Annotated in this window: 25 protein-coding genes; 13 read left to right on the forward strand and 12 right to left on the reverse strand. The window is 69.0% G+C overall.

All coding sequences use genetic code 11. The annotated features are described in order from the left end of the window. Positions 1-4: 4 nt before the first annotated feature. Positions 5-643 (reverse strand): hypothetical protein, encoded by a 639-nt coding sequence (locus ASG30_RS17270; protein ID WP_200947318.1) that lies wholly within the window; start codon positions 641-643, stop codon positions 5-7. A 404-nt stretch (positions 644-1,047) separates the two neighbouring features. After that, positions 1,048-1,380, reverse strand: coding sequence for a hypothetical protein (locus ASG30_RS17275; RefSeq protein ID WP_156385593.1), 333 nt, complete (start codon positions 1,378-1,380; stop codon positions 1,048-1,050). A gap of 457 nt (positions 1,381-1,837) precedes the next feature. Between ASG30_RS17275 and ASG30_RS17285 the strand changes: the two genes are divergently transcribed. Further along, positions 1,838-2,650, forward strand: a complete 813-nt coding sequence (locus ASG30_RS17285) for a hypothetical protein (protein ID WP_055899514.1) — start codon at positions 1,838-1,840, stop codon at positions 2,648-2,650. Positions 2,651-2,692: 42 nt separating this feature from the next. On the opposite strand, the gene ASG30_RS17290 is transcribed toward ASG30_RS17285, so the two are convergent. From ASG30_RS17290 to ASG30_RS17305, 5 genes are all read right to left on the reverse strand, one after another. Then, positions 2,693-2,965, reverse strand: coding sequence for an SWIB/MDM2 domain-containing protein (locus tag ASG30_RS17290; RefSeq protein WP_055899517.1), 273 nt, complete (start codon positions 2,963-2,965; stop codon positions 2,693-2,695). Between the two features lie 107 nt (positions 2,966-3,072). Continuing rightward, positions 3,073-3,240 carry a hypothetical protein gene (locus tag ASG30_RS22670; protein WP_156385594.1) on the reverse strand — a complete coding sequence of 56 codons (168 nt, stop codon included), beginning with the start codon at positions 3,238-3,240 and terminating at the stop codon, positions 3,073-3,075. A 224-nt stretch (positions 3,241-3,464) separates the two neighbouring features. Then, a complete protein-coding gene (locus ASG30_RS17295; protein WP_055899520.1) occupies positions 3,465-4,403 on the reverse strand; it encodes a succinylglutamate desuccinylase/aspartoacylase domain-containing protein in 939 nt (312 codons plus the stop codon). 36 nt (positions 4,404-4,439) lie between these two features. Beyond that, positions 4,440-5,543 carry a redoxin family protein gene (locus ASG30_RS17300; RefSeq protein ID WP_055899523.1) on the reverse strand — a complete coding sequence of 368 codons (1,104 nt, stop codon included), beginning with the start codon at positions 5,541-5,543 and terminating at the stop codon, positions 4,440-4,442. Between the two features lie 111 nt (positions 5,544-5,654). After that, a complete protein-coding gene (locus tag ASG30_RS17305) occupies positions 5,655-6,095 on the reverse strand; it encodes a hypothetical protein (RefSeq protein ID WP_055899526.1) in 441 nt (146 codons plus the stop codon). A gap of 66 nt (positions 6,096-6,161) precedes the next feature. Between ASG30_RS17305 and ASG30_RS17310 the strand changes: the two genes are divergently transcribed. Together ASG30_RS17310 and ASG30_RS17315 are read left to right on the forward strand one after the other, a co-directional pair. After that, positions 6,162-6,596, forward strand: a complete 435-nt coding sequence (locus ASG30_RS17310) for a helix-turn-helix domain-containing protein (protein ID WP_055899529.1) — start codon at positions 6,162-6,164, stop codon at positions 6,594-6,596. A 248-nt stretch (positions 6,597-6,844) separates the two neighbouring features. Further along, the gene (locus ASG30_RS17315; RefSeq protein WP_082522168.1) at positions 6,845-7,141 is read left to right on the forward strand and encodes an RNA recognition motif domain-containing protein; all 297 of its coding nucleotides are present in this window, start codon (positions 6,845-6,847) and stop codon (positions 7,139-7,141) included. A 64-nt stretch (positions 7,142-7,205) separates the two neighbouring features. Here ASG30_RS17315 and ASG30_RS17320 read toward each other — a convergent pair whose 3' ends face one another. From ASG30_RS17320 to ASG30_RS17330, 3 genes are all read right to left on the reverse strand, one after another. Further along, positions 7,206-8,189 (reverse strand): Bug family tripartite tricarboxylate transporter substrate binding protein, encoded by a 984-nt coding sequence (locus ASG30_RS17320; protein WP_055899532.1) that lies wholly within the window; start codon positions 8,187-8,189, stop codon positions 7,206-7,208. A gap of 39 nt (positions 8,190-8,228) precedes the next feature. Beyond that, complete coding sequence (locus ASG30_RS17325) at positions 8,229-9,323, reverse strand: adenosine deaminase family protein (protein ID WP_082522169.1); 1,095 nt, start codon at positions 9,321-9,323, stop codon at positions 8,229-8,231. A 91-nt stretch (positions 9,324-9,414) separates the two neighbouring features. Next, positions 9,415-9,723 carry a hypothetical protein gene (locus ASG30_RS17330; protein ID WP_055899535.1) on the reverse strand — a complete coding sequence of 103 codons (309 nt, stop codon included), beginning with the start codon at positions 9,721-9,723 and terminating at the stop codon, positions 9,415-9,417. Positions 9,724-9,742: 19 nt separating this feature from the next. Between ASG30_RS17330 and ASG30_RS17335 the strand changes: the two genes are divergently transcribed. Then, positions 9,743-10,696, forward strand: coding sequence for a M23 family metallopeptidase (locus ASG30_RS17335; protein WP_082522170.1), 954 nt, complete (start codon positions 9,743-9,745; stop codon positions 10,694-10,696). Positions 10,697-10,819: 123 nt separating this feature from the next. Further along, on the forward strand, positions 10,820-13,612 hold the full coding sequence (gene secA, locus ASG30_RS17340) for a preprotein translocase subunit SecA (RefSeq protein WP_055899541.1): 2,793 nt from the start codon (positions 10,820-10,822) through the stop codon (positions 13,610-13,612). Between the two features lie 120 nt (positions 13,613-13,732). Here the strand turns inward: secA and ASG30_RS17345 are convergent, their stop codons facing one another. Continuing rightward, a complete protein-coding gene (locus tag ASG30_RS17345) occupies positions 13,733-14,698 on the reverse strand; it encodes a response regulator (RefSeq protein WP_055899544.1) in 966 nt (321 codons plus the stop codon). A 178-nt stretch (positions 14,699-14,876) separates the two neighbouring features. On the opposite strand from ASG30_RS17345, the gene ASG30_RS17350 reads away from it, so the two are divergent. The 5 genes from ASG30_RS17350 to guaD all read left to right on the forward strand — a co-directional run bounded on the left by ASG30_RS17350 (position 14,877) and on the right by guaD (position 19,852). Then, a complete protein-coding gene (locus tag ASG30_RS17350; RefSeq protein WP_055899547.1) occupies positions 14,877-15,545 on the forward strand; it encodes a helix-turn-helix transcriptional regulator in 669 nt (222 codons plus the stop codon). An 80-nt stretch (positions 15,546-15,625) separates the two neighbouring features. Further along, positions 15,626-16,552 (forward strand): hypothetical protein, encoded by a 927-nt coding sequence (locus tag ASG30_RS17355; RefSeq protein WP_156385595.1) that lies wholly within the window; start codon positions 15,626-15,628, stop codon positions 16,550-16,552. Between the two features lie 4 nt (positions 16,553-16,556). Continuing rightward, positions 16,557-17,336: a type III pantothenate kinase gene (locus ASG30_RS17360; RefSeq protein ID WP_055899553.1), complete on the forward strand. Its 780-nt coding sequence runs from the start codon at positions 16,557-16,559 to the stop codon at positions 17,334-17,336. Positions 17,337-17,415: 79 nt separating this feature from the next. Beyond that, positions 17,416-18,495: a BMP family ABC transporter substrate-binding protein gene (locus ASG30_RS17365; protein ID WP_055899556.1), complete on the forward strand. Its 1,080-nt coding sequence runs from the start codon at positions 17,416-17,418 to the stop codon at positions 18,493-18,495. 61 nt (positions 18,496-18,556) lie between these two features. After that, a complete protein-coding gene (guaD, locus tag ASG30_RS17370; protein WP_055899559.1) occupies positions 18,557-19,852 on the forward strand; it encodes a guanine deaminase in 1,296 nt (431 codons plus the stop codon). A gap of 6 nt (positions 19,853-19,858) precedes the next feature. Here guaD and ASG30_RS17375 read toward each other — a convergent pair whose 3' ends face one another. Continuing rightward, a complete protein-coding gene (locus ASG30_RS17375) occupies positions 19,859-20,554 on the reverse strand; it encodes a hypothetical protein (protein WP_156385596.1) in 696 nt (231 codons plus the stop codon). A gap of 30 nt (positions 20,555-20,584) precedes the next feature. Between ASG30_RS17375 and dcd the strand changes: the two genes are divergently transcribed. From dcd to ASG30_RS17390, 3 genes are all read left to right on the forward strand, one after another. Further along, the gene (gene dcd, locus ASG30_RS17380; protein ID WP_055899565.1) at positions 20,585-21,151 is read left to right on the forward strand and encodes a dCTP deaminase; all 567 of its coding nucleotides are present in this window, start codon (positions 20,585-20,587) and stop codon (positions 21,149-21,151) included. A 218-nt stretch (positions 21,152-21,369) separates the two neighbouring features. After that, positions 21,370-21,633: a hypothetical protein gene (locus ASG30_RS17385; RefSeq protein ID WP_055899568.1), complete on the forward strand. Its 264-nt coding sequence runs from the start codon at positions 21,370-21,372 to the stop codon at positions 21,631-21,633. A gap of 223 nt (positions 21,634-21,856) precedes the next feature. Then, positions 21,857-22,174, forward strand: coding sequence for a hypothetical protein (locus tag ASG30_RS17390; RefSeq protein WP_055899571.1), 318 nt, complete (start codon positions 21,857-21,859; stop codon positions 22,172-22,174). Positions 22,175-22,185 lie beyond the last annotated feature (11 nt).

The raw sequence follows: 22,185 nt of genomic DNA on the forward strand, positions 1-22,185 counted from the left end.
CCGGTCAGGCGGCGGCCAGCGCCGGGACGCGGCGCAGCTCGCGCGGGCCGAACAGCTCCATGTCCATGCCGGCGTACCGGGCCCGGTACTCGGCCCAAGCGGTCAGGGCCATCATGCCGACGAAGCCACCGGCGACCATCACCGGGTACGCGGCCAGGATTTCCGTCAGCGAGAACTTCCAGTTGAGCGGACGGGCGATGCCCAGCATGGCGGCGTAGAACCAGGACACGCCCGAGACCGATCCGATGAACAGGGCCTTCATGCGGCGGCTGAACGACAGGCCCATCAGGGAACCCGTCTTCTTCAGGTAGGGAAGCACGTACTGCTGGAGCGCCAGGCCGTTGATGGTCAGCAGGCAGACCATCGCGATCTTGGCCTGGAGCTTCGGGTTGGCCAGGATGCCGGCGCCCTTGAGCCAGACGTCGAACCCGACCAGGGCAACTCCGGTGATCCACAGTGCGATCAGGGCCCGTGACACGACGGTGTGCAGGCTTGTGAAGTGCGCCGGGTCGGTCCGGTCGTCACTGGAGCGCAGCAGGCGGCGCACCATGTCGAGATCGCCCATGAACACCGTGCCGATGGCGACGCAGCATGCGATCAGGTGGATGTAAACGATGCCCATCCGAATGAAATCGGTTTCCATGTCTCAGTTCCTCTACAGGTGGAATTGGCAGGTTCTCGACCAGGGCGTCGCCAGCTAGGGCAATGGGTCAAGACTGGTTCGGGCGGTTGCGTCCCGAGGGCCGAAATGTGGGGCCAAACGAGCAGGTTCGAACTTTGCGTTGAAACCCGATGTAGTGCCGAGGTTCGGGGCGACACGGCCGAGCAAGCGGTGTGCGGTCGAGCAGGAAGCCACCAGATACCGTCCGATGGGCTGGAGCGGCAAAGTCACCTGCCCGCAGTGCGCCAGCGAACATGGATGCACTCTGAGACCAATCCACGGTCGGGAATGGATGTCGGACGCCGACTACCCACACGTCAAGTGCCGCTGACAAACTCATCAGCGAAAGCTGACAGCCAAGTTGAGCGACACCGCGCCAGGCGGCGTCAGTCCAGAAGGGCCGTACCCAGCAGCATGCCAATGAACCCCACCAGCATCGGCACGAAAGCCAGAAGAATCACCATCCTCGGCTGCAACGCGACATAACCGTTGCCCAAGCTGCCCAGCGCCGCCAGCAGGCCGTAGGCCGATCCCAGCGTCAGCACGACAAAGCCCAGGAACCCGGCCTGGATGGCTGCGGCAGCAATGCCTCCCAGAAAACCTCCGAGGGCCATCACGAACAAGGGCGCCTCCAGGCGCATCGGTTCTGATCTCCCGGTCGAATCCAGCGAAATGCCGACGCACGTGCCGCGCCGGGGCCCTGCTTGATCTTCTTTCACGTCCAAGTCTCTCAACATGCGGGGAGGTTCTCACCTCATCGCAGCAAGCGCAACCAGGATCTGCGGCTCAGTTTCATTCGTGCGACGGTGCGGGCTCACTCCAGGTTCCTCCTGGAACTGCCGTAGGACTCGAACGAGCAACTGCCGCTGGAAGAACCCGGTGACCGCCACGCTCAACCGGGCAACTTCGGCTTCGAGGCGCACAGCCTGGCGGATCGGCGACCAGCGAACCAACCGCGTCCGACAGATCAGGAGGCATCGGAGCCAACAACGCCCCATGGCCCCCGTCGGGCCCTCGCGCCTGTCGCCCATTGCGAAGACAACCTGAAGAGGGCCGAACGAGGCGGGTCAAGGTCCATCAGCCGACCCTCCTGCGACTGGCAGGGACACGACGGAAGCCGGCTCTCCGCTGCCTACAATGCGCGTCCCTCGCATTTCCCCAGTCCCGCATTCCTCGATGGACATCGTCGTCAACGAAACAATCAAGGCCTACATCGATCCGCTGACGCCTGAGGAGTACCGTGCGCTCGAGCGCAGCATCCTGGCCGAGGGCTGCCGCGACGCGTTGGTGCTCTGGGGCAACATGCTGGTGGACGGCCACAACCGTTACGCCATCTGCCGCCAGCATGACGTGCCGTTCCAGACGGTGCAGAGCACTCGCTTTGGCTCGATCGAAGATGTGCACCTCTGGATGATCGACCAGCACCTTGGCCGCCGCAGCCTGTCGGACTTCCAGCGCGGCGTGCTGGCCTTGCGCAAGCGCGAGATCGTTGCCGAGCGGCTGTCGCGAACGTCTCCGGAAGCTGGCCCTGAGGCGTCAGCTGCCAAGGCGGCGACTGCTGAAGCTTCTGCGGCTGCTGCACCCGCCGGCGAGGTGCATGAGACCACGCGGGAGGCCCTTGCCCGGGTGGCCCGTCTGAGCAGCAGCCGGGTGATGCAGATCGAGAGGATCCAGAAGCAGGCCGTGCCCGAGGTGGTCGCGGCCGTCAAGGCGGGTGAGATCTCGATCAATGCCGCGGCGACGGTCGCCAGCTTGCCCCGGGAAGAGCAGGTGGCCGCGGCCACCGGCGGCAAGGAGGAGCTGAAGCAGGCGGCCAGGCGCGTGCGCGAATCGCGCAAGACTCTGGCCGTCGAGCCGCCGCCTCGGCATGTCGAGACTGCGGTGGAGGGCGAGGACACGATCGAATCGCTGCGTCAGCGCGTAGCCGTGCTTGCGGCGGAGAACATGCGGCTGCGCGAGCAGTTGGCGCAGTTGCAGCGCGAGGCCTGAGCGCGCCGCTCAGGACTTCGCCGGCCGGAGACGACTTGGCGGTCAGGCCGCGTGCAGGTGCTTTCCCACCAAGCCGGTCATCTCGAACATGGTGACCTCGCGTTTGCCCATCACCGCCATGAGCTTTTCGTCACAAACGATGTTGCGCTTGTTGGCAGGGTTCTGCAGGTTGTGAGCCTTGATGTACTCCCACAGCCGCTTCGTGACTTCGGTCCGTGGCACGGCCTCGGGGCCGATCACCGCGGCCAGTTCGGGGCTCGGTTTCAGCGCCTTCATGAAGGCGGAGTTCTTCTTGGGCGTTTCGGCTTGCGTCATCGGCAGTCAGGTGGTCAAAGCCGGGCAGCATACTCGCAAGCGGTCGACAGATCTGAGACCCGCACTCAAGCAGCCGCGCCGTCTCTCAGCAATTTCGTGGCAGCCGCTCAATGCGGCGTGCTCTTCTTCTCACCGTGCTTGTTCGGCCCCGTCGGCCCATTCGAGCGCGACGCCTTCTTGGCTGCGGCCTTCTCGGACACGGCGCCGCTGGAGCGGCTCTTGCTCTTGGTCGACTGCGTCTTGCCTCCCCTGGAGGCCTTGGTCGTTTGCGGCATTGCTGTCTCCTTCCACTCGGCTGGACCATCCGGCCTCACGCCATCTTGGCGCTTGCCCGCACGTCGCGTGTGCGGTGCGGAGAGTAATGGACGTAGGACGACGCTGCGCCTACGCCGCGCCTGTCGACCCTGGTGCGGCTCGAGCATCTTCATCACTGCATCCCACCGAAGCCGGCTTCATCAGGGCGCAGCTTGGTTCCTGCCGAGCCGGCGCTCTATCGCACTCAGGACAGCGGACGCGTGAGATAGACGAGCTCGCGGCCGATGACGGCCTTGCGCGTCGGCATAAAGATCGTGCAACCGTCGCACGGCGAGCGGATCTCGCGTTCGCCATCGGTCGCGATCAACTCCCCGCGCGCGAATGTTTCCAGGCCGACCACCGGGCGCGAGAACTGCACGTGCCCATGCTGCACGACTTCGGTCGACAGCAGCTCGTAACGCCGTGTCGCAGCGGGGGGCGCCCAGTCCGGGGCCGCGTCGATCAGCCCGAAGTGCGCGATGAATCGCAGGGTGACCTCGACCGCGAGCTCGCCGGTGGCTTGCAGGAAGTGCTGGCCGCATTCCGCGACGAGCGCAACGGAGTCCGAGTGCGGATCGCCGTGGCGGCCGTGCTGGATGACCGGCGTGCCGGTGCCCAGGCCATCCGGCATCACGAGGTGAATGGCCGGCACACCGATGGCGGTGGCGGCGCGCTCATTGCGGTCGAAAGCCGGGTACACCCAGAAAGGTTCGACCGGCTGCGAGGTCGAATGCATGTCAAGGATGTGGTCCGCCGCCGCAAGCACTGGCCGGAGCTCGCGCGCACGCCGCAGTTCGGGGCTGATCCCGCCGCCTTCGAGCCAGTCCGGCGACCAGATGCGGTTCATGTTGTGCACCAACTGCCGGCTGGCGAACGGGTCGTCTTGCGAGAACGACTCGTACGCCTCGACATTCGCGAAGCTCACGGTGAGCACGCCGCGCAGCGGCCGCACTTCGCGGTCGAGCAGATGCGTCGCGGCGACCATCCCGCAGAACTCGTTGCCGTGCGTGAGCGCGTTGACCAGTACGTGCGGCCCGGGGCGTCCCGAGTCGAAGCGGTGCACGTAGGGAATGCCGGTGTTGCCTGTCCTGTACGGGGCCAGGTCGCGCGGCAGGAGTTCGAGCGTGGGAGTGGTTTCTGTCATTCGGGTCAGGTATCCGTGCGCAGGACGAACGTTCGTTCAACCGAACGTGAATGCATAGGCCCGCACGCCGGGATCGAGGAACTCTATCTCGAACAGCCTCTCGGCGGCGGACGGCTGCTGGCGCACCAGCTGGTACAGCCGATGACCGTCGATGAGGCCCATGCCGCTGGCATCGAGGTCGCTGCCGCCGCCCGGGCCGGGCGCCTGGCCATCGAGCCTCACGCGAAAGCGCACCGGACGGCCGTCCTCGGCAGGCCCCAGCACCAGGTGGAGGTCGCGGGCCTTGAAGCGGTAGGCGATGCGTCCTCCGGCGCGCTGCAGTTGCGCATCCTCCTCGCCGACCTTCCATTGGCCGGCAAGCGTCCATTCGTTGAGGCCCAGGACCGGCGCCGGCGAGTACTCGTGCGTGCGTCCCGCGCGCAGGCCGCCGCTCGCGGCCCGGAATCCCTCGCTGCGCGAGGCGCCGACGTAGGTCTCGGGTGAGGCCGGGGGCATCGGGCCGGGCGCGGCTTGCGTTCCTTCGCCCTGCGGCGCGACGAGATCGGTGGGCACGTTCTTGCGGCCGGCCTCGCGCAACAGCTGCTGGATGACGCGTTCGGCGTCCTCGTAGCCGCCTTCGCCCACCTGCCGGCTGCGCACGCGCCCGGACGCGTCGACGAAATGGAGCGAAGGCCAGGCCCTGACGCCGAACGCCTGCCAGATGGCGCGATTGCTGTCCACCGCGACCGGGAAGGTGATGCCCAGCCGCGCCGCGGCGCGCTGCACGTTCGCCGGCCGGTGCTCGAAACCGAATTCGGGCGTGTGCACCCCGACCACGACGAACCCCAGGTCGCGGTACTTGTCCGACCAGGCGCGGATGTAGGGCAGGGTGCGCAGGCAGTTGATGCAGGAGTAGGTCCAGAAGTCCAGCAGCACGACCTTCCCGCGCAGCGACTCGGGCGCGAGCGGTGGCGAGTTGACCCAGGACACCGCCGCGCCCAACGACTGGAATGGCGACGACGAGGGGGTGGATGGCGCGGCGGCCCGTGCGTCGCCGCCGCCCCAGTGGACGCAGGTCGCCGCGATGGCCAGGGCCAAGAGTGCGGCCGGCCACCGGCGGAACAGGCTGCGCCAGCGGGGCGCGATCGGGCTTGGATTCATGAGGGCATCTCCTTCGCGGCGGATGACGGGTCGTCCGTTCCTGGTCTCAGTCGGTCGCCACCTCGTACTTTCCCCGCGCCACGTTCTCCAGGTTCGTCCCTTCGATCCGGATCAGCCGCGTGGGGCCGCCACGGCTCGGCGCGTGGACCGCGCGTCGTTGTAGAGGTGGGCATCCCCGGGGCGCAGCACATAGCTGCGCAGCCGTCGCACTTTCCCTGCGGCGCCGGCGGCGGGCGGCTGCACGACCTGGAAGTCGGTCATCGTCGTTTCGCCTTCGGCCTGTCCGTAGATCGCCCACGACGGGCCGTGGTCGTGCGGCCCCCCTTCCTTGGCGTCCTGGTACTCATGGCCGAGGATGCAGAAGCCGAGGTCGCGGTCCTCGTGGAGGATCTTGCGTTCCGGCATGCCACCGGCGAACTGTGCGCGTACGAACTCCTCGTCGCGCAGCGCCCGGCCGAGCAGGGCCGCGACCTGCGCGCGGCCGGCGGGCGACCCGTCCGCCAGGAGCAGGCTGTGGCATTCGCGGGCCAGGGCATCGAGTGTCATGGTCATGTGATTCTCCTTGAGTGGTTCTGGCAGGATAGAAGTTCAAGTCCACTTGAAGTCAAGGGGTTGCCCATGGATATCGCGGAGGTCGCGAAGCGTTCCGGCGTGCCGGCTTCCACGCTGCGCTTTTATGAGGAGAAGGGGCTGATCGCCTCGGTCGGCCGTGATGGCCTGCGGCGACGGTTCTCGCCGGGCGTGCTCGAGCAGCTGGCGCTCATTGCCCTGGCGCGCTCGGCCGGCTTCTCGCTCGGCGAGATCCGTTCGATGTTCTCGCCGGGGGGCCGGCCGAGTCTCGATCGGCAGATGCTGGCCGCGAAGGCGGACGAGATCGAGCGGACCATCCGGCGGCTGCAGGCCGTGAGCAAGAGCCTGCGGCATGCGGCGGTCTGCCCCGCGGCCAGCCATTCGGACTGCCCGACGTTCCAGCGACTGCTGCGCACCGCGGCGGCTGGAGCACGGCAGGCGGCCGGCAGCGGCAGGAAGCGGAGGGTCGCGGAGCCTGCGTGACTTCAGCAGAGCGCTACTCGGCCTGACAGAAGGCCTGCGATGGTGCCGCCATCGGAGGTCCCGTGCGGTTGCACGTCCCCGTGCTACTATGCGTTGGCTGGACGTTCAACAGATCGTCGTTCTCTAGGTCTCTTCTCCCTCCGCTGGCATGGCAATCCAGCGCGACGTTGTCGAATCCCCTCCGATGTTCTCTGGCGTTGTGCACCGCACGGCATGTTGCCGCGCGGCATTTCCTCAATGGAGACATCATGGGAAACAAACTCTACGTGGGCAACCTGCCCTATTCCTACAGCGACAGCGACATGGAACGCGCGTTCAGCGCATTCGGATCCGTCAACAGCGCCAAGGTCATCATGGACCGCGATAGCGGACGGTCGAAGGGCTTCGGCTTCGTCGAGATGTCGTCGCCCGAGGAGGCGAATGCCGCCATCGGCGGAATGCACGGCCAGGATGTGGGCGGCAGGGACATGGTCGTCAATGAGGCCAAGCCGATGGAGTCGCGTGCTCCGCGCACGGGTGGCTTCGGCGGGGGCCAGCGCTACTGACCCCAGGCATCATCTGCCTCCGAGCCCGCGGTCTGCGGGCTTTTTTTTTGGCCATGGTGGCCGCTCATTCGCGGATATTCGCGGTGCGCACGATGCGCTCGTAGCGGCTCTGCTCGCTCTTCACGAACGCGCCGAAGTCCGCGGCACTGCCGCCGCCGGGGATGATGGCCTGCTCCGCGAACTTGGCGCGCACGTCGGGCATCTGCAGCACTCTGTTCATCTCGGTGCTGAGCCGCTCGATCACCGGCGCCGGCGTGCCCGCGGGCGCGAAGATGCCGATCCATGCGGTCATTGCCAGGTCCTTGAAGCCCGGCAGCTCCGTGATCGAGGGCACCTCCGGCAGCGCCGGCAGGCGGCGCGCGTCGGTGACCGCCAAGCCCTTGACCTTCTTGCTGCCGACCAGCGGCACCGCCGAGCCCGTGGGCAGGATGGCCAGGTCCACCTGGTTGCCGATCAGGTCGGTGATCGCCTGTGCACCGCCGCGGTAGGGCACATGCACCAGGCGGAAGCCGGCCTGCTGCTGGAAGCGCTCCATCGCGAGGTGCAGTACGGTGCCGATGCCCGAGGTGGCGTAGGTGAGCTTGCCGGGATTGGCTTTCGCGAGCGCGATCACCTCCTGGAAAGACGAGGCGGCCAGGCCCGGGCGGCCCATGATGACCAGCGGCAGCGTGCTGAGCATGCCCACGGGCGCGAAGTCGCGCTGCGTGTCGTACTTCACGGCCGGCGGATTGACGTACTGCGCGATGGCGGCGGGGCTGTCCACCGCCATGAGGAGGGTGTAGCCGTCGGGCGCGGCCTGTGCGGCTTTCTGCGTGCCGATGGTGCCGCCACCGCCGCCCACGTTGTCGACCACGACCGACTGGCCGATCTGCTGGCCCAGCTTCTGCGCGAAGAGGCGCCCGATGCCGTCGGTTCCGCCACCCGCGGTGAAGGGCACGATCAGCGTGATGGGCTTGGCGGAGGGCCAGGCGGGTTGCGCGAGGGCGGAAGTTGCGGCGATCAGCCCGAGCGCGCCCAGCACGACGGAGCGACGAAGGTTCTGGGTCATGGGGAAATCCAGGGAAGGGGCGCGGGAGGGGAGTCTCACTCAGGCGGCCGGGAAATGCTGCTCCACCAGCGCATCGAAGCGCGCGGTCCAGTCGGCACGCCAGCGTTCGCGCCGGGGAGCGTCGATCCAGGCGCCGTCCAGGCCGTTGTGCATGAGGCCGCGGAGGCCTTGGATGCTGCAGCCGAACTGTTCGACCATCATGCTCCAGGCCTGCGTGGGCGAGATGTTGTGCAACGTCGGGTCGTCGCTGTTGGGGTGGACCTTCAGGCCCAGCGCGAGCATGCGGCGGATGGGGTGGTCCAGCGCCCAGCGCTCGGGTGCCAGCGTGCGCAGGTAGTAGGAATTGGCCGGCACGATGGTGAACACGATCCCGCGTTCCAGGCATTGCTGCACCAGCTCGGGCCGGTCGACCACCGTGTAGCCGTGGTCGATGCGGTCCACGCCCAGCGTGTCGAGGGCCGTCTGCACATGCGTCCAGGGCATCCCGTATTCGCCGGCATGCGCCGTCGTGCGAAGGCCGGCGCGACGCGCGGCAGCATAGGCCGACGCGAAGAGTTCGGGTGGGCCCAGCGCCTCGCGATAGTCGATGCCGATGCCGGGCACCTCGTCGCGGCGCGCGGCCACCATCCACGCGACCATCTCATCGGCCTCGGCCGGCGGCGCCTCGCGGTCGATGGCGGGCACGAGGCGACCGACGATGCCGAGGTCGCGTTCGGCGTCGTTCGCGGCCTGCACGATCGCGTCCTGCAACACGCGGTACGACAGGCCCGAGTGCCTGACGACACCCGTGGGGTTCCAGAAGAACTCGGCGTAGAGGACGTTGTGCGCGCGCGCGTCCTCCAGGTATTCACGGGTGAGCCGGTAGAGATCGTCGGGGCGTCGCAGGACGTGCCTCTCCAGCGCGCGCAAGCCCGGGATCGCCCCCTGGCGCTTCTCGCCGTGGGCGAACAGCCCATCGATCTGCTCGGGCCCGAAGCCGCCCTCGCGCCGGGCGAGCTCATGGAAGGTGGCCTGCCGGATCGCGCCCAGCAAGTGGCAGTGCAGTTCCACCTTGGGCAGCGCCCGGCAGAAGGCCTGCAGGGCGGGGCCCTGAGCGGCCGCATCGGCCGCGGGAACGAATGGGTCTGTCAACACGGTGGAACTCGTCTCTCGGGCGAGGGGGCGGCGGGGCGCACGGGGATTGTCCGCCACGCCGTTCAGCCGGGTCGCAAGCCCGTCCGGCGGCTCAGCCGCGGACGGTCTGGACCCGGATGCGGATTGCTGTAACCTCCCAGCCCAAGCCGCACAGCTGAGCTTGCAACGCAGGCAGCACCTGCCTCAGTTTGGCGGCCGCGGCGTTGCCTTCCACCAGCAGGCACCAGCCCGTGCCCTCGATGGGCCCGGCCTTGACTGCGGATCGCAGCCCTGCGGGGAGCAAAGATTCAATCGCGCGGAGCCGTTCACCGGACTCCCGTGCCAGCTCCGCCAGTCTCGCCAGCGTGGGCGAGCCTTCGGCGGCCTGCTGCACGGTGACGGGGTGGAGATTGCGGTTCACGTGCGGGAAGGAGGAGCGAGTGCATTTCATTATCACGGATGCCTGGCTGGCCAAGAGCCGCGCCGTCCACCTGAGCGGCACGCGGCTGGTGCTGGCCCTGCTGGGCCTGGCCATGCTGCTCACGCTCCTGGTCGCCTTGCTGTACCACTGGGTCTTCCTCAAGGGGGCGCGCGAGGGCTGGCCGGTGGTCGGCACCCTGGTGCGGCTGGTGGTCAAGGACGAGATCGAGCAGCGCGACCGCTACATGCGAGAGAACATCGATGCGATGGCGCGCAAGCTCGGCGAGATGCAGGCCAAGCTGGTGCAGCTGGAAGCGCTCGGCGAGCGGGTTTCGGGCCTCGCGGGCGTGAACCCGGCCGAGATCAAGGCCGCGCCCGGCCGCGGCGGCACGCTGGTGTCGGGCCGGCCGATCACGATGGAAGAGCTGCGCAGCACCCTCACCGAGCTGGACGCGCTGACCGACCAGCGCGCCGACCTGCTCACCCTGGCCGAGTCGCGCCTGTTCGACCAGCGCGTTCGCAAAATGATGGTGCCCACCCAGCATCCGGTCAGCAGCGGCCCGGTGGGGTCGGCCTTCGGCTGGCGCATCGACCCCTTCACCGGCCGCTCGGCCCTGCACACCGGGCTGGACTTCCAGGCCGACACGGGCACCTCCATCCTAGCCGCCGCCGGTGGGGTGGTCGTGGCCCAGGAGCCGCATCCGGCCTACGGCAACATGGTCGAGGTCGACCACGGCAACGGCCTGGTCACGCGCTACGCGCACGCCTCGCGGACGCTGGTGCGCAAGGGCGACCTGGTCAAGCGCGGCCAGAAGATCGCCGAAGTCGGGTCCACCGGCCGCTCGACCGGGCCGCACCTGCACTTCGAAGTGCTCCTCGACGGCATCGCCCAGGACCCGCAGAAGTTCCTCAACGCCGGCGCCCACCTTCCCGGCATGGCCTCCGGCCGGCTCGCCGCCTCGACGCGGCGGTAAAATCTTTCGCTTTGCCGACCGGCCGCTGCTTGCATCGGCCGGCGGGCACCCCCAACTGCTGCAGCACCTAAGGATTGCGCTGCCCTGCCAGGCCCCCGGGGCCGGCAGGGCAGCATCGCGTTCATGGCCAAGAACTTCCTGACCCAGATTTTCGGATCCCGCAACGACCGGTTGCTCAAGCAGTACCGCCGCGTGGCGGACCAGATCAATGCCCTGGAGCCGCAGCTCGAGAAGCTGAGCGACGACCAGCTGCGCGCCAAGACCCAGGAGTTCAAGGACCGCGTCGCCAAGGGCGAGACGCTGGATGCGCTGCTGCCGGAAGCTTTCGCCGTCGTGCGCGAAGGCTCCAAGCGCATCATGAAGATGCGCCACTTCGATGTTCAGCTGCTGGGCGGCATGGGCCTGCACAACGGCAAGATCGCCGAGATGCGCACCGGCGAAGGCAAGACGCTCACCGCCACCCTGCCGGTGTACCTCAATGCGCTGGCCGGCCGGGGCGTCCACGTGGTCACGGTCAACGACTACCTGGCCAACCGCGACGCCCAGTGGATGGGCAAGCTCTACAACTTCCTGGGCCTGTCCGTCGGCGTGAACCTGCCGCAGATGCCGCGCGAGGAGAAGCAGGCGGCCTACCGCTCGGACATCACGTACGGCACCAACAACGAGTTCGGCTTCGACTACCTGCGCGACAACATGGTGTACGAGCCGGCCGACCGCGTGCAGCGCGGCCTGAGCTACGCCATCGTCGACGAGGTGGACTCGATCCTGATCGACGAGGCGCGCACGCCGCTGATCATCAGCGGCCAGGCCGAGGACCACACCGACCTGTACGTCGCCATGAACCAGATGGTGCCGCTGCTGCAGCGCCAGGAAGGCGAGGCCGACCCGCGCACCGGCGAAGGCGTCATCAAGCCGGGCGACTTCACGGTGGACGAGAAGACCCACCAGGTCTACCTCACCGAGCAGGGCCACGAGAACGCCGAGCGCATCCTCTCCGGCCTGGGCCTGATCCCCGAAGGCGCGACGCTGTACGACCCGGCCAACATCACGCTGATGCACCACCTGTACGCGGCGCTGCGGGCCAAGCACCTGTACCACCGCGACCAGCACTACGTGGTGCAGCCTGGCGAGAACGGCCAGATGGAAGTGGTCATCGTCGACGAGTTCACCGGCCGCCTGATGTCAGGCCGCCGCTGGAGCGACGGCCTGCACCAGGCCGTCGAGGCCAAGGAAGGCGTGCCGATCCAGCCGGAAAACCAGACGCTGGCGTCCATCACCTTCCAGAACTACTTCCGCCTGTACGGCAAGCTGGCGGGCATGACCGGCACGGCCGACACCGAGGCCTACGAGTTCCAGGAGATCTACGGCCTGGAGACGATGGTGATCCCGCCCAACCGGCCGAGCCGCCGCGACGACCAGCTCGACCGCGTCTACAAGACCACGCGCGAGAAGTACCAGGCCGCCATCCTGGACATCAAGGAGTGCCACGAACGCGGCCAGCCGGTGCTGGTGGGCACGACGTCGATCGAGAACTCCGAGATCATCGACGAGCTGCTCATCAAGGAAGGCCTGCCGCACCAGGTGCTCAACGCCAAGCAGCACGCGCGCGAAGCCGAGATCGTGGCCCAGGCGGGGCGGTCCAAGATGATCACCATCGCCACCAACATGGCCGGCCGCGGCACCGACATCGTGCTGGGCGGCAACGTGGAGAAGGCGATCGAGGCCCTGGAGGCCGACGAGTCCGTCGACCCCGCCGACAAGCAGCAGCGCATCGCCGAGATGCGTGCGCAATGGCAGAAGGAACACGAGTTCGTGGTGCAGCAGGGCGGCCTGCGCATCATCGCCACCGAGCGGCACGAGTCCCGCCGCATCGACAACCAGCTGCGCGGCCGCTCGGGCCGCCAGGGCGACCCCGGCTCCTCGCGCTTCTACCTGAGCCTGGACGATCCGCTGATGCGCATCTTCGCGGGCGACCGCGTCAAGGCCATCATGGACCGCCTCAAGATGCCCGACGGCGAGGCGATCGAGGCCGGCATCGTCACCCGCAGCATCGAGAGCGCGCAGCGCAAGGTGGAGGCGCGCAACTTCGACATCCGCAAGCAGCTGCTGGAGTACGACGACGTCGCCAACGACCAGCGCAAGGTGATCTACCAGCAGCGCAACGACATCATGGACGCGGGCGACCTGTCCGCCCAGATCGCGGCGCTGCGCGAAGGCTGCTTCACCGACCTGGTGCACCAGTACGTGCCGCCGGAATCGGTGGAGGAGCAGTGGGACGTGGCCGGCCTGGAAAAGGTGCTGGCGGACGACTGGGGCATACAACTGCCGCTGCAGCAGCGCGTGCAGGAGTCCAGCGCCATCACCGACGAGGACATCCTCGAGACGGTGATCAAGGCCGCCAACGAGGCCTTCGACCAGAAGGTGACCGAGATCGGCCAGCAGAACTTCACGCAGTTCGAGCGCGTCGTGCTGCTCCAGAGCATCGACACGCACTGGCGCGAGCACCTGTCGGCGCTGGACTACCTGCGCCAGGGCATCCACCTGCGCGGCTACGCGCAGAAGCAGCCCAAGCAGGAGTACAAGCGCGAAGCCTTCGAGCTGTTCGGCCAGCTGCTGGATTCGGTCAAGAACGAGGTTTCCCGCATCCTGATGACGGTCAAGGTGCAGTCCGGCGAGCAGCTCGACCAGGCGGCCGAGGACCTGGAGGAGCGCGCCGAGCGCATTTCCAACGTCACCTACACCGCGCCCAACGAGAGCGGCGAGGCCGAGAGCCGGCTCGACGAGTCCACGGCCGTCCGCACCGCGGTGGCGGCCGCCGCCGCGGGCACGGCTTCGATGCCGCGCGTGGGCCGCAACGATCCATGCCCCTGCGGCAGCGGCAAGAAGTACAAGCAGTGCCACGGCAAGCTGGCCTGAAGCCCGCTGGCCAAGGACTTGGTGCCTGTCCCCCCTGTCAGGACTGACAGGGGTGCTGTCCCGCCGGGGCGCGGGTTCCTCTTCAATCGGCCTTCAATGCAAGGCCCGACCAGGACGTCGTCAGGAGTCGATGCGCCGCTGCGGCTGGCGGGCCAGCCAACGGCTGTAGCCTGCATCGCCCAGGCCCTGGACGTCCAGCGGGAACCAGGCCGCGAAGGCGCTGCCCGCCTCGTCGAGCGGCAGCGCGTCGGCCACCTGCGGCGGACGCCGCAGCGATTGGCTCACTTCCAGGTCGACCAGCTTGCGGCCGGCCCGCACGTCGGCCACGACGTCGGCGCCCAGGCCTTCGAGCTGCGCCAGTTCCGCCAGGGCCGGCAGTCCGATGCCGGTCTCCAGCTGCATCCAGCTGGCGGCGCCGTCGGCATCCAGGCCGATCACGCCGAACGGGTCGCCGATGACCACGTGCTCCACCCAGTGTCGCGCGGCCAGCGCGCCCAGCCGGCCCGCCACCGCCGGGTCGCGCAGCAGCGTGGCCTGCTCGGGCCGCAGCGTGGCGCGCCAGGTCTGGGCGTGGCTGGGGTGCGGCGTGCCCTGCAGGCGCTCCAGCACGTCCACCAGGCGCGCCTCGATGTCGGCCGTCTGCTTGGGGATGAACTGCTGGATCAGGCCGGCGTTGAAGGCGTCGATGGCGACCTGGTCGTCGGCCTGGCCGGTGAGCAGCACGCGCGCCCCCGGCCAGTCGGCCAGCGCGTCGAGCGCCTGCAGGCCGTCCATCTCCGGCATCGAGTAATCCACCACGAACACGCGCGTGAGGGAGAAGCGCTCGGTCTGCCGCGCCCAGTACTCCAGGATCTGCGGCACCAGCGGCCGGCCGGCGCGCCACTGGTCCACCAGCTGCTGCTGGCTCCAGGTGTCGGCTTCCCAGAAGGGGAGTTCCTGCTGCAGCTGGCGGATGCATTCGCGCGGCTGCACGAAGAGCCGGGCGCGCCACTTGCGCGGCAGCATCAGGGCCAGCATCTCCAGGTAGTCGGGATCGTCGTCGAGGAAGACGATCGTGCCGGGCCGGTTGAACAGCGGAAAGCTCATGCGGCCCGACCCCGCGTCCCCGCACGCACCGCGCCCGCCGCACTCCCGCCCCGCAGACGGGTCGGTGCGCGTGTCGCGACGGCAGGCGGGGAATGGATCATGGAAGGGGAGTCGACCTCAGCCTGTGGCACATGGAGCTGCTATTGTCTCAGCCCGGTACGAAACCACGACCGTGTCGATGTCGAACCCTGCTAATTTTGACAGCTCCGACCTCGACACGGTCCTGAGCGAATGGGTCAGTGCCCTGCGCGAGTCCTCGGTCGAGGCGATCGTGGTCCTCGGCCCCGACCCCTTCGGCACCAGCGACGACCGGCAGGTGGTCGCGGTCCACCCGCCCGGCCTGGCCACCGCGGCCCGCGCGCTCGCCGAGAGCCACGACTTCGGCGCGCGCTGGCGCGACTCCGACGCGCCCCTGGTGGCCTGGCAGTACATCGCCAAGGCCGACCACCACTCGGCCGGCCGCTGGCGGCTGCTCTGGCTGGCGCACGGCTTCCAGACGGTGGTGCGGGTCGAGTTCCCTTTGCCGGCCGGCCGCGCCTTCGAATGCTTCATGTTCAGCCCGCGCGAACTCAACGACCGGGCCGAGGCGGCCTCGCTGGTGTGGTCGGCGCTGAACGTCTGGCCGGTGGTGCGGCGCTGCATCGCGGACGAACGCTCCACGCTCAGCCCGCGCGAGCGCGAATGCCTGGTGCTGGCCTTCCGCGGCCTCACGGCAAGGGAAAGCGCGCAGCAGCTGTCCTGCTCGGAGCGCACCGTCAACTACCACCTGGCCAACGCCATGGGCAAGCTGAAGGTGGACAGCAAGCTGGCCGCCATCCAGCGCGCGTGCTGGCTCGGCGCGATCTGAGCCGCCGGCCGCGCACCCGATTGGAGCGACAGCCGCCCGAGGCGGTATATTGGCGCCCACTCCCGCCCGCCCTCCGCCCCATGGACTCTTCCGAAGACCGCACGGCTTCCCTGATGACGCCGGCCAAGCTGGCGCAGGTCGCGGCCAAGGCCCGCGCCCCGGTCTCGCCGGCCGCCTTCCTGGACCAGATGGCCGCCGATGCCGGCCACCAGCACGTGCGGCGCCTGTCCGAGCTGCGGGTCGACCTGCAGCGGCAGGCCGTCGCCTCGCGGGCCGCGGCGTTCCAGCCGTTGCTCGAGGGCCTGGCCCAGGTGCTGCCCACGCTGGATTTCTCGCTGCTGCAGCCCAAGGGCCTGTGGGCGGCCGTCACCGGCAAGAGCCGCAATGCCGGCGCCGGGTTCGCCGCCCAGGTCGAGGACATCGAGGCGGTGATCAAGGCCCTGCCGGCCGCGGTCGCGGCGGTCCAGCAGGCGCAGCAGCCGCATGCGAGCGCGTGCGACCGGACCATGGTGGAGCTGGAGGTGGAATACCGCGCCCTCGACAAGATGATCGACCAGGGCGCGCGCTGGCTGCAGGACATGCGCAACCAGCTCAAGACCCGCGAGGCGCAGGCCGGCGCCGACCCGCAGGCGATCCGCGCCGACGCGGCCCGCTGTGAGACGCTGGTGACGCGCCTGAAACTTCTTCGTGCGGCGGTGGCCGCCTCGCAGCAGGTCCACCAGCAGGCCCGTGCCGCCGCCGACCGGCGCCAGGCGCTGCGGGCGGCGCTGCACAAGACCGTGGGCGGCGAGGCCAGGGAATGGCGCTCGCGCCTGGGCACGCTGGCCGGCGCCGCCGCCGAGGGCAAGACCTCGGGCCTGAACCTGGACGACGCCAGGGACGCCCACGGCCACCTGCGCAAGCGCCTGGACCAGCTGCTGGCCGAATGCGAGCAGCTGCGCACGCAGGAGGACAGCCTCGCGCACTGCCTCGAAACCCTCGGCGAGCAGCTCTCGGCCGCCGCCTGAAGGCGTGTCCCTCCTCCTCATCGACATCGGCAACACGCGCCTGAAGTGGGCGCTGCATGCAGAGCCGCGTCCGGGTTCGCCGGTGCTGGCGCACGGGGCCGAGTTCCTGGAGCAGATCGAGCGCCTGGCCGAAGGGCCGTGGTCGCGGCTGCCGAGGCCGGCGCGCATGCTCGGCTGCGCCGTGGCCGGCGACGCCGTGCGGCGCCGGGCCGAAGAGCAGATCGAGGAAGCCTGGGACCTCGACCTTTCCGCGCAGTGGGTGCACTCCAGCGCCGGCGAGGCCGGCCTCACCAACGGCTACGACCATCCGGCGCGGCTGGGCGCCGACCGCTGGGTGGCGATGATCGGTGCCCGCCATCGCCTGCTGGCCGAGGGGCCCGCACGGCCCATGGTGGTGGTGATGGTGGGCACGGCCGTCACGGTGGAAGCGGTCGACGCCGAGGGGCGGTTCCTGGGCGGCTTCATCCTGCCCGGCCACGGCATCATGCTGCGCGCCCTGGAGTCCGGTACCGCCGGGCTGCACGTGCCCACCGGGGACGTGCGCGAGTTCCCCACCAACACCAGCGACGCGCTCACCAGCGGTGGCACCTACGCCATCGCGGGCGCCATCGAGCGCATGGTGCAGCACGTGCGGCGCGAGTGCGGTGCGCAGCCGGCCTGCTTCATGACGGGCGGGGCCGGCTGGAAGATGGCGCCGCACCTGTCGGTGGCATTCGAGCTGGTCGACAGCCTCATCTTCGACGGCCTGCTGGAGATCGCCGCGCTGCGCTTCGCGCCTGCCTGAGCACGTCGCCGTAGAATCGTCGCCAGCCGCTGTGCCCCGCAGCGGCTTTTTCATTCGCGGGGCCATGTAGAGGAACACCATGTACAAAAACCTCGCTGCCGCGTTCGCGGCCGCCTTGCTATCGCTCACTGCCGCCGCTCAGACGTCGCAGGCCACCGCGCCGATGAAGGTCGGCTTCATCCACGTCGCCCCCCTCACCGAAGCCGGCTGGGTGCGCCAGCACGAGGAAGGCCGCAAGGCCGTGCAGGCCGCGCTGGGCCACCGGGTGGAGACCCGCTCGGTCGAGAACGTGCCCGAGGGTCCCGATGCCGAGCGCGTGCTGCGCGACCTGGCCCGGCAGGGCCACAAGCTGATCTTCACGCCCAGCTTCGGCTACATGGAACCCACGCTGAAGGTGGCGCGCGAGTTCCCCGACGTGAAGTTCGAGTCGATCACGGGCTACAAGGCGGCCGACAACGTGGCCACGGCCAATGCGCGCTACTACGAGGGCCGGTACCTCGCGGGCGTGGCGGCCGGGCGGGTGAGCCGCACCCACGTGGCCGGCTACGTCGCCGGCTTTCCCATCCCCGAAGTGCTGCAGGGCATCAACGCCTTCACCCTGGGCATGCGCTCGGTGGACCCGCAGGCGCAGGTCAAGGTGGTCTGGCTCAACGCCTGGTTCGATCCGCCGCGCGAGCGCGAAGCCGCACTCTCGCTCTTCAACCAGGACGTGGACGTGATCGCCTTCCACACCGCCTCGACCGCCGTCATGACGGCGGCGCAGGAGCGCGGCAAGCTGGCCGTCGCCTACCACTCCGACATGCGTTTCGCGGCGCCGGATGCGCAGCTGCTCGCCGTCACCCACCACTGGGGCGACTACTACACCCGCCGCACGCGCGAGGCGCTGGACGGCCGCTGGCGCAGCGGCAACGTCTGGGGCGGCGTGCGCGAGGGCATGGTGAAGGTCGAGCACTTCGGGCCGAAGACGCCCCAGGCCGTGCGCGACGAGGTGCTGGCCCGGCAGCGCGACATCGCGCAGGGCAGGCTCAAGCCCTTCAGCGGCCCGATCGTCGACAACGAAGGCCGCGCCGTCACGCCCGCGGGCGCCGCGATGACGGACGAGCAGATACTGTCCATGAACTTTCTCGTATCCGGGGTCCAGGGCAAGCTCCCAAAATGACGCGGGGCGCGCCGAGCGCCTCGCGCCATCCCCGTGGAGACGGGACTCCAGAATCCAGATCATGAAAGCTTATCGAGCCGCCCTGCTGCGCTTCACCGATGATGGTTCGGCGGTCTACGACGAGGACGGCCTGCTGCTCATCGGCCCCGGCCCGGACGGCCGCCAGCGCGTGCGCGCCGCGGGCTCCTGGTCGGCCCTGTCCGGCAACTTCCCCGGCGTGGCGGTCGAGCACCTTCCAGGCCGCCTGCTGGCCCCCGGCTTCATCGACCTGCACGTGCACTTCCCGCAGACCGACGTGATCGGCTCTCCGGCCGAGGGCCTGCTGCCCTGGCTCGAGAACTACACCTTCCCGCACGAAGCGCGCTTCGCCGACCCGGCCTATGCCCAGGGCGTGGCGCAGATCTTCCTCGACGAGCTGCTGCGCCACGGCGTCACCACGCCGCTCACCTTCGCGACCTCCCATCCCGCCTCGGTCGATGCCCTGATGACGCAGGCGCAGGCACGTGGCATGCGCCTGGTCGCCGGCAAGGTGCTGCAGGACCGCCATTCGCCCGATGGCGTGCGCGACGAGACCGAGCAGTCCCTCGTCGACACCGAGGCGCTGATCCGCCGCTGGCATGGAACCGACCGCCTGGGCTACGCGATCACGCCGCGCTTCGCGCCCAGCTGCACCGAAGCGCAGCTGCGCGGTGCCGGTGAACTCGCCTCGAAGTATCCGGACGTCTGGATCCAGTCTCACGTCGCCGAGAACCGAGACGAGGTTCGCTGGGCGCGCGAGCTTTTCCCCGAGGCGCGCAGCTACCTGGCCATCTACGACGGCTTCGGCCTGATGCGCGAGCGCGCCATCTACGCCCACTGCATCCACTTCGACGACGACGACCGCGCACTGATGCGCGTCACCGGCGCGGCCGCCGCGGTGAGCCCCACCAGCAACCTCTTCCTGGGCAGCGGCTTCTTCGACTACGAAGGCGCACGGCGCGTGGGCTTCCGCTACGGCCTGGCCAGCGACGTGGGCGGCGGCACCAGCTTCAGCCCCTTCCACACCATGCTGGCGGCCTACTGCGTCGGCCGCGAAGGCCAGACCAAGCCGGGTGTGAGCCTCAGCCCGCAGCACCTGTGGTGGCAGCACACGGCGGGCGCCGCGCAGGCCCTCGGGCTGGACGGCACCATCGGCAACCTGCAGCCCGGTGCCGAGGCCGACTTCCTCGTCCTCGACCCCAAGGCCACGCCGCTGCTGGCGCGCAAGGTCGCGAACGCGCGCAACCTGGACGAACTGCTGTTCTCGTTGATCGTGCTGGGCGACGACCGCGTGGTGGAACGGGTGTACGTGGACGGCCAGGCCGCTTCGCCGACCTGACCGGGGCTAGGGGGTGTCGACGGCCACCGCCGGCCGCAGGCTTTCGATCTTCCCCGCATCGACCGACAGGAGCTCCGGTGCGCCGGGACCCGACGGGCCGGGATCGACCACCACGCCGGCGATGCCGAAGCGCGCCATGTCCTGGGGCGTGAGGGCGTAGAACTCCTCCACGTCGTGGGGCGCGATCTTGCCGAACCAGCAGACGAAGCCGTCCACGCCGATGCGCCGGAAGAACGCCTGCTCACGCCTGGCCAGCAGGCGCGCCTCCTGCATCTCCGGCTCGCTCCAGCGCTCGCGGCCGCTCTGGTGCAGGTGCAGCACGTGCGTCATGTTGCCGTGCCAGCCGACGGCCCGCGCATGGCCCAGTCGCTTGCGGCGGCCGGCGGGGAAGACGTAGTTCGCGCAAGAGGAAAGGCAGGCCTGAGGCACCTCCACGTCGAGCCCGCGCTCGAACAGCGCTTGCGCCATGTCGAGCGCCGGGGCCACCAGGCCGCCCTGGGAGGTGATCACCACCCGCGTGACCGCCGGCTCGCGCAGCAGCTCCTGGAACCTCGCGGCCGAGGCGGCTTCGATCCGGCCCCGGAAGACGACCGCGTCGCCCACCCGTTCCACCGTCGCCGGCGGCGATTGCGCCTGGGCCGATGCACCCAGCGCCAGCAGCAGCGCGCAAGCGAGTCGTGGGAGGAGGAGCCGTCCGGGCACGCACCTAGAATAGCGCCAGGAGAGCGGGCGATGACCATCAAAAGCGACAAGTGGATCCGGCGCATGGCCGAACAGCATGGCCTGATCGAGCCATTCGAGCCCGGCCAGGTCCGCCAGGTGGAAGGCCGGCGCGTCATCAGCTACGGCACCTCGAGCTACGGCTACGACATCCGCTGCGCACCCGAGTTCAAGGTCTTCACCAACATCCACAGCACCGTGGTGGACCCGAAGAACTTCGACGAGAAGAGCTTCGTGGACTTCCATGACGACGTCTGCATCATCCCGCCCAACAGCTTCGCGCTGGCGCGCACGCTGGAGTACTTCCGCATCCCGCGCAACGTGCTGACCATCTGCCTGGGCAAGAGCACCTATGCCCGCTGCGGGATCATCGTGAACGTCACGCCCTTCGAGCCCGAGTGGGAAGGCTACGTCACGCTGGAGTTCTCCAACACCACGCCGCTGCCGGCCAAGATCTACGCCGGCGAGGGCTGCGCCCAGGTCCTGTTCTTCGAGAGCGACGAGGCCTGCGAGACCAGCTACAAGGACCGCGGTGGCAAGTACCAGGGCCAGAGCGGCGTCACGCTGCCCAAGGCCTGAGCCCCGGCGCGGCCCCGGCCCGCGGCCAACCTCATCCTTTCGCGAGACCCCAGCGGCAGCACGCGCCTGCGGATCAGCCAGCGCCGCGCCGAGATTCCGTCCTACACCCGTTCGCGTCGGGCGCGGCCAACGCGCCCGAATGTGCTTGCCTAGCATGGTCTGCAGAACGCGTATCGGACTGGTCCATGCTGTCTCGCCTCCTAGATCCCCGTGAAGGAATGCCCCGCGACCCCGGCTTCTGGCTGGTGCTCGCCGCGGTGGTGGCCACCCAGCTGCTGGCGTTCTACCTCCTGTGCACCCACCAGGTGCGCAAGGCCGAGAACCGGCGCGCCGCCGTCGAGGTGCAGCGGATGGCCCATGCCGACTGCCTGCAGTACCTGGCGCAGTCCACCATCGGCAGCTGCTCCCTGCCCTTCGTCCCGGGCACCAGCCGTCCGACCGCAGGCGATGCCGGCGGGCCGGTGGCGCTAGTTTCCCGCTGAACCCTTCCATCCCGGCGCCAGAGAAGGCGCCGTGCCGGCGCGCGGCCGCGCGGGTCGCGGGCGCGTTGTGCGCCTACCGCCTGCGCGTTTTCGCCTTCGCCGGCAGGAGTCTTTCCGCGCCCGTGTTGAGCTTGCGTCCGACAGTTACAGGGTGCAGCCGCCGACGGGCTGGGCCCGGCGCGTTGCCTATTCTTTGAGCAGACAAAATCCTGGGGAGCGCGCCATGAACACCGCCGAATTCGCCGATCCGGTGATCGAAGACAACCGGGCCGAGGAGGCAACCTCGATGGAGGCCTGCGACGATTTCGACCTGCCGAAGTCCTCCGGTCGCTACTGTCCGACGGAGTTGCTGGCCACCTTCACGCTGCTGATGGCGGGCCACGGCCGCTGCGTGAGCTCTTCCATGATGCTGGGCGACCGCGAGTACGCCATGTGGCAGCTGGCGCGGGCCCAGACCGTGGCCGACGAGGAACTGCGGCGCACCGCGGTGCGGCTGTTCGCCTACTTCGACGACGCCCACGGCTGGAGCCACCGCCACTGAGCCTGCGCGGC

This window comes from Ramlibacter sp. Leaf400 (assembly GCF_001424545.1).
Taxonomy (GTDB): Bacteria; Pseudomonadota; Gammaproteobacteria; order Burkholderiales; family Burkholderiaceae_C; genus Ramlibacter.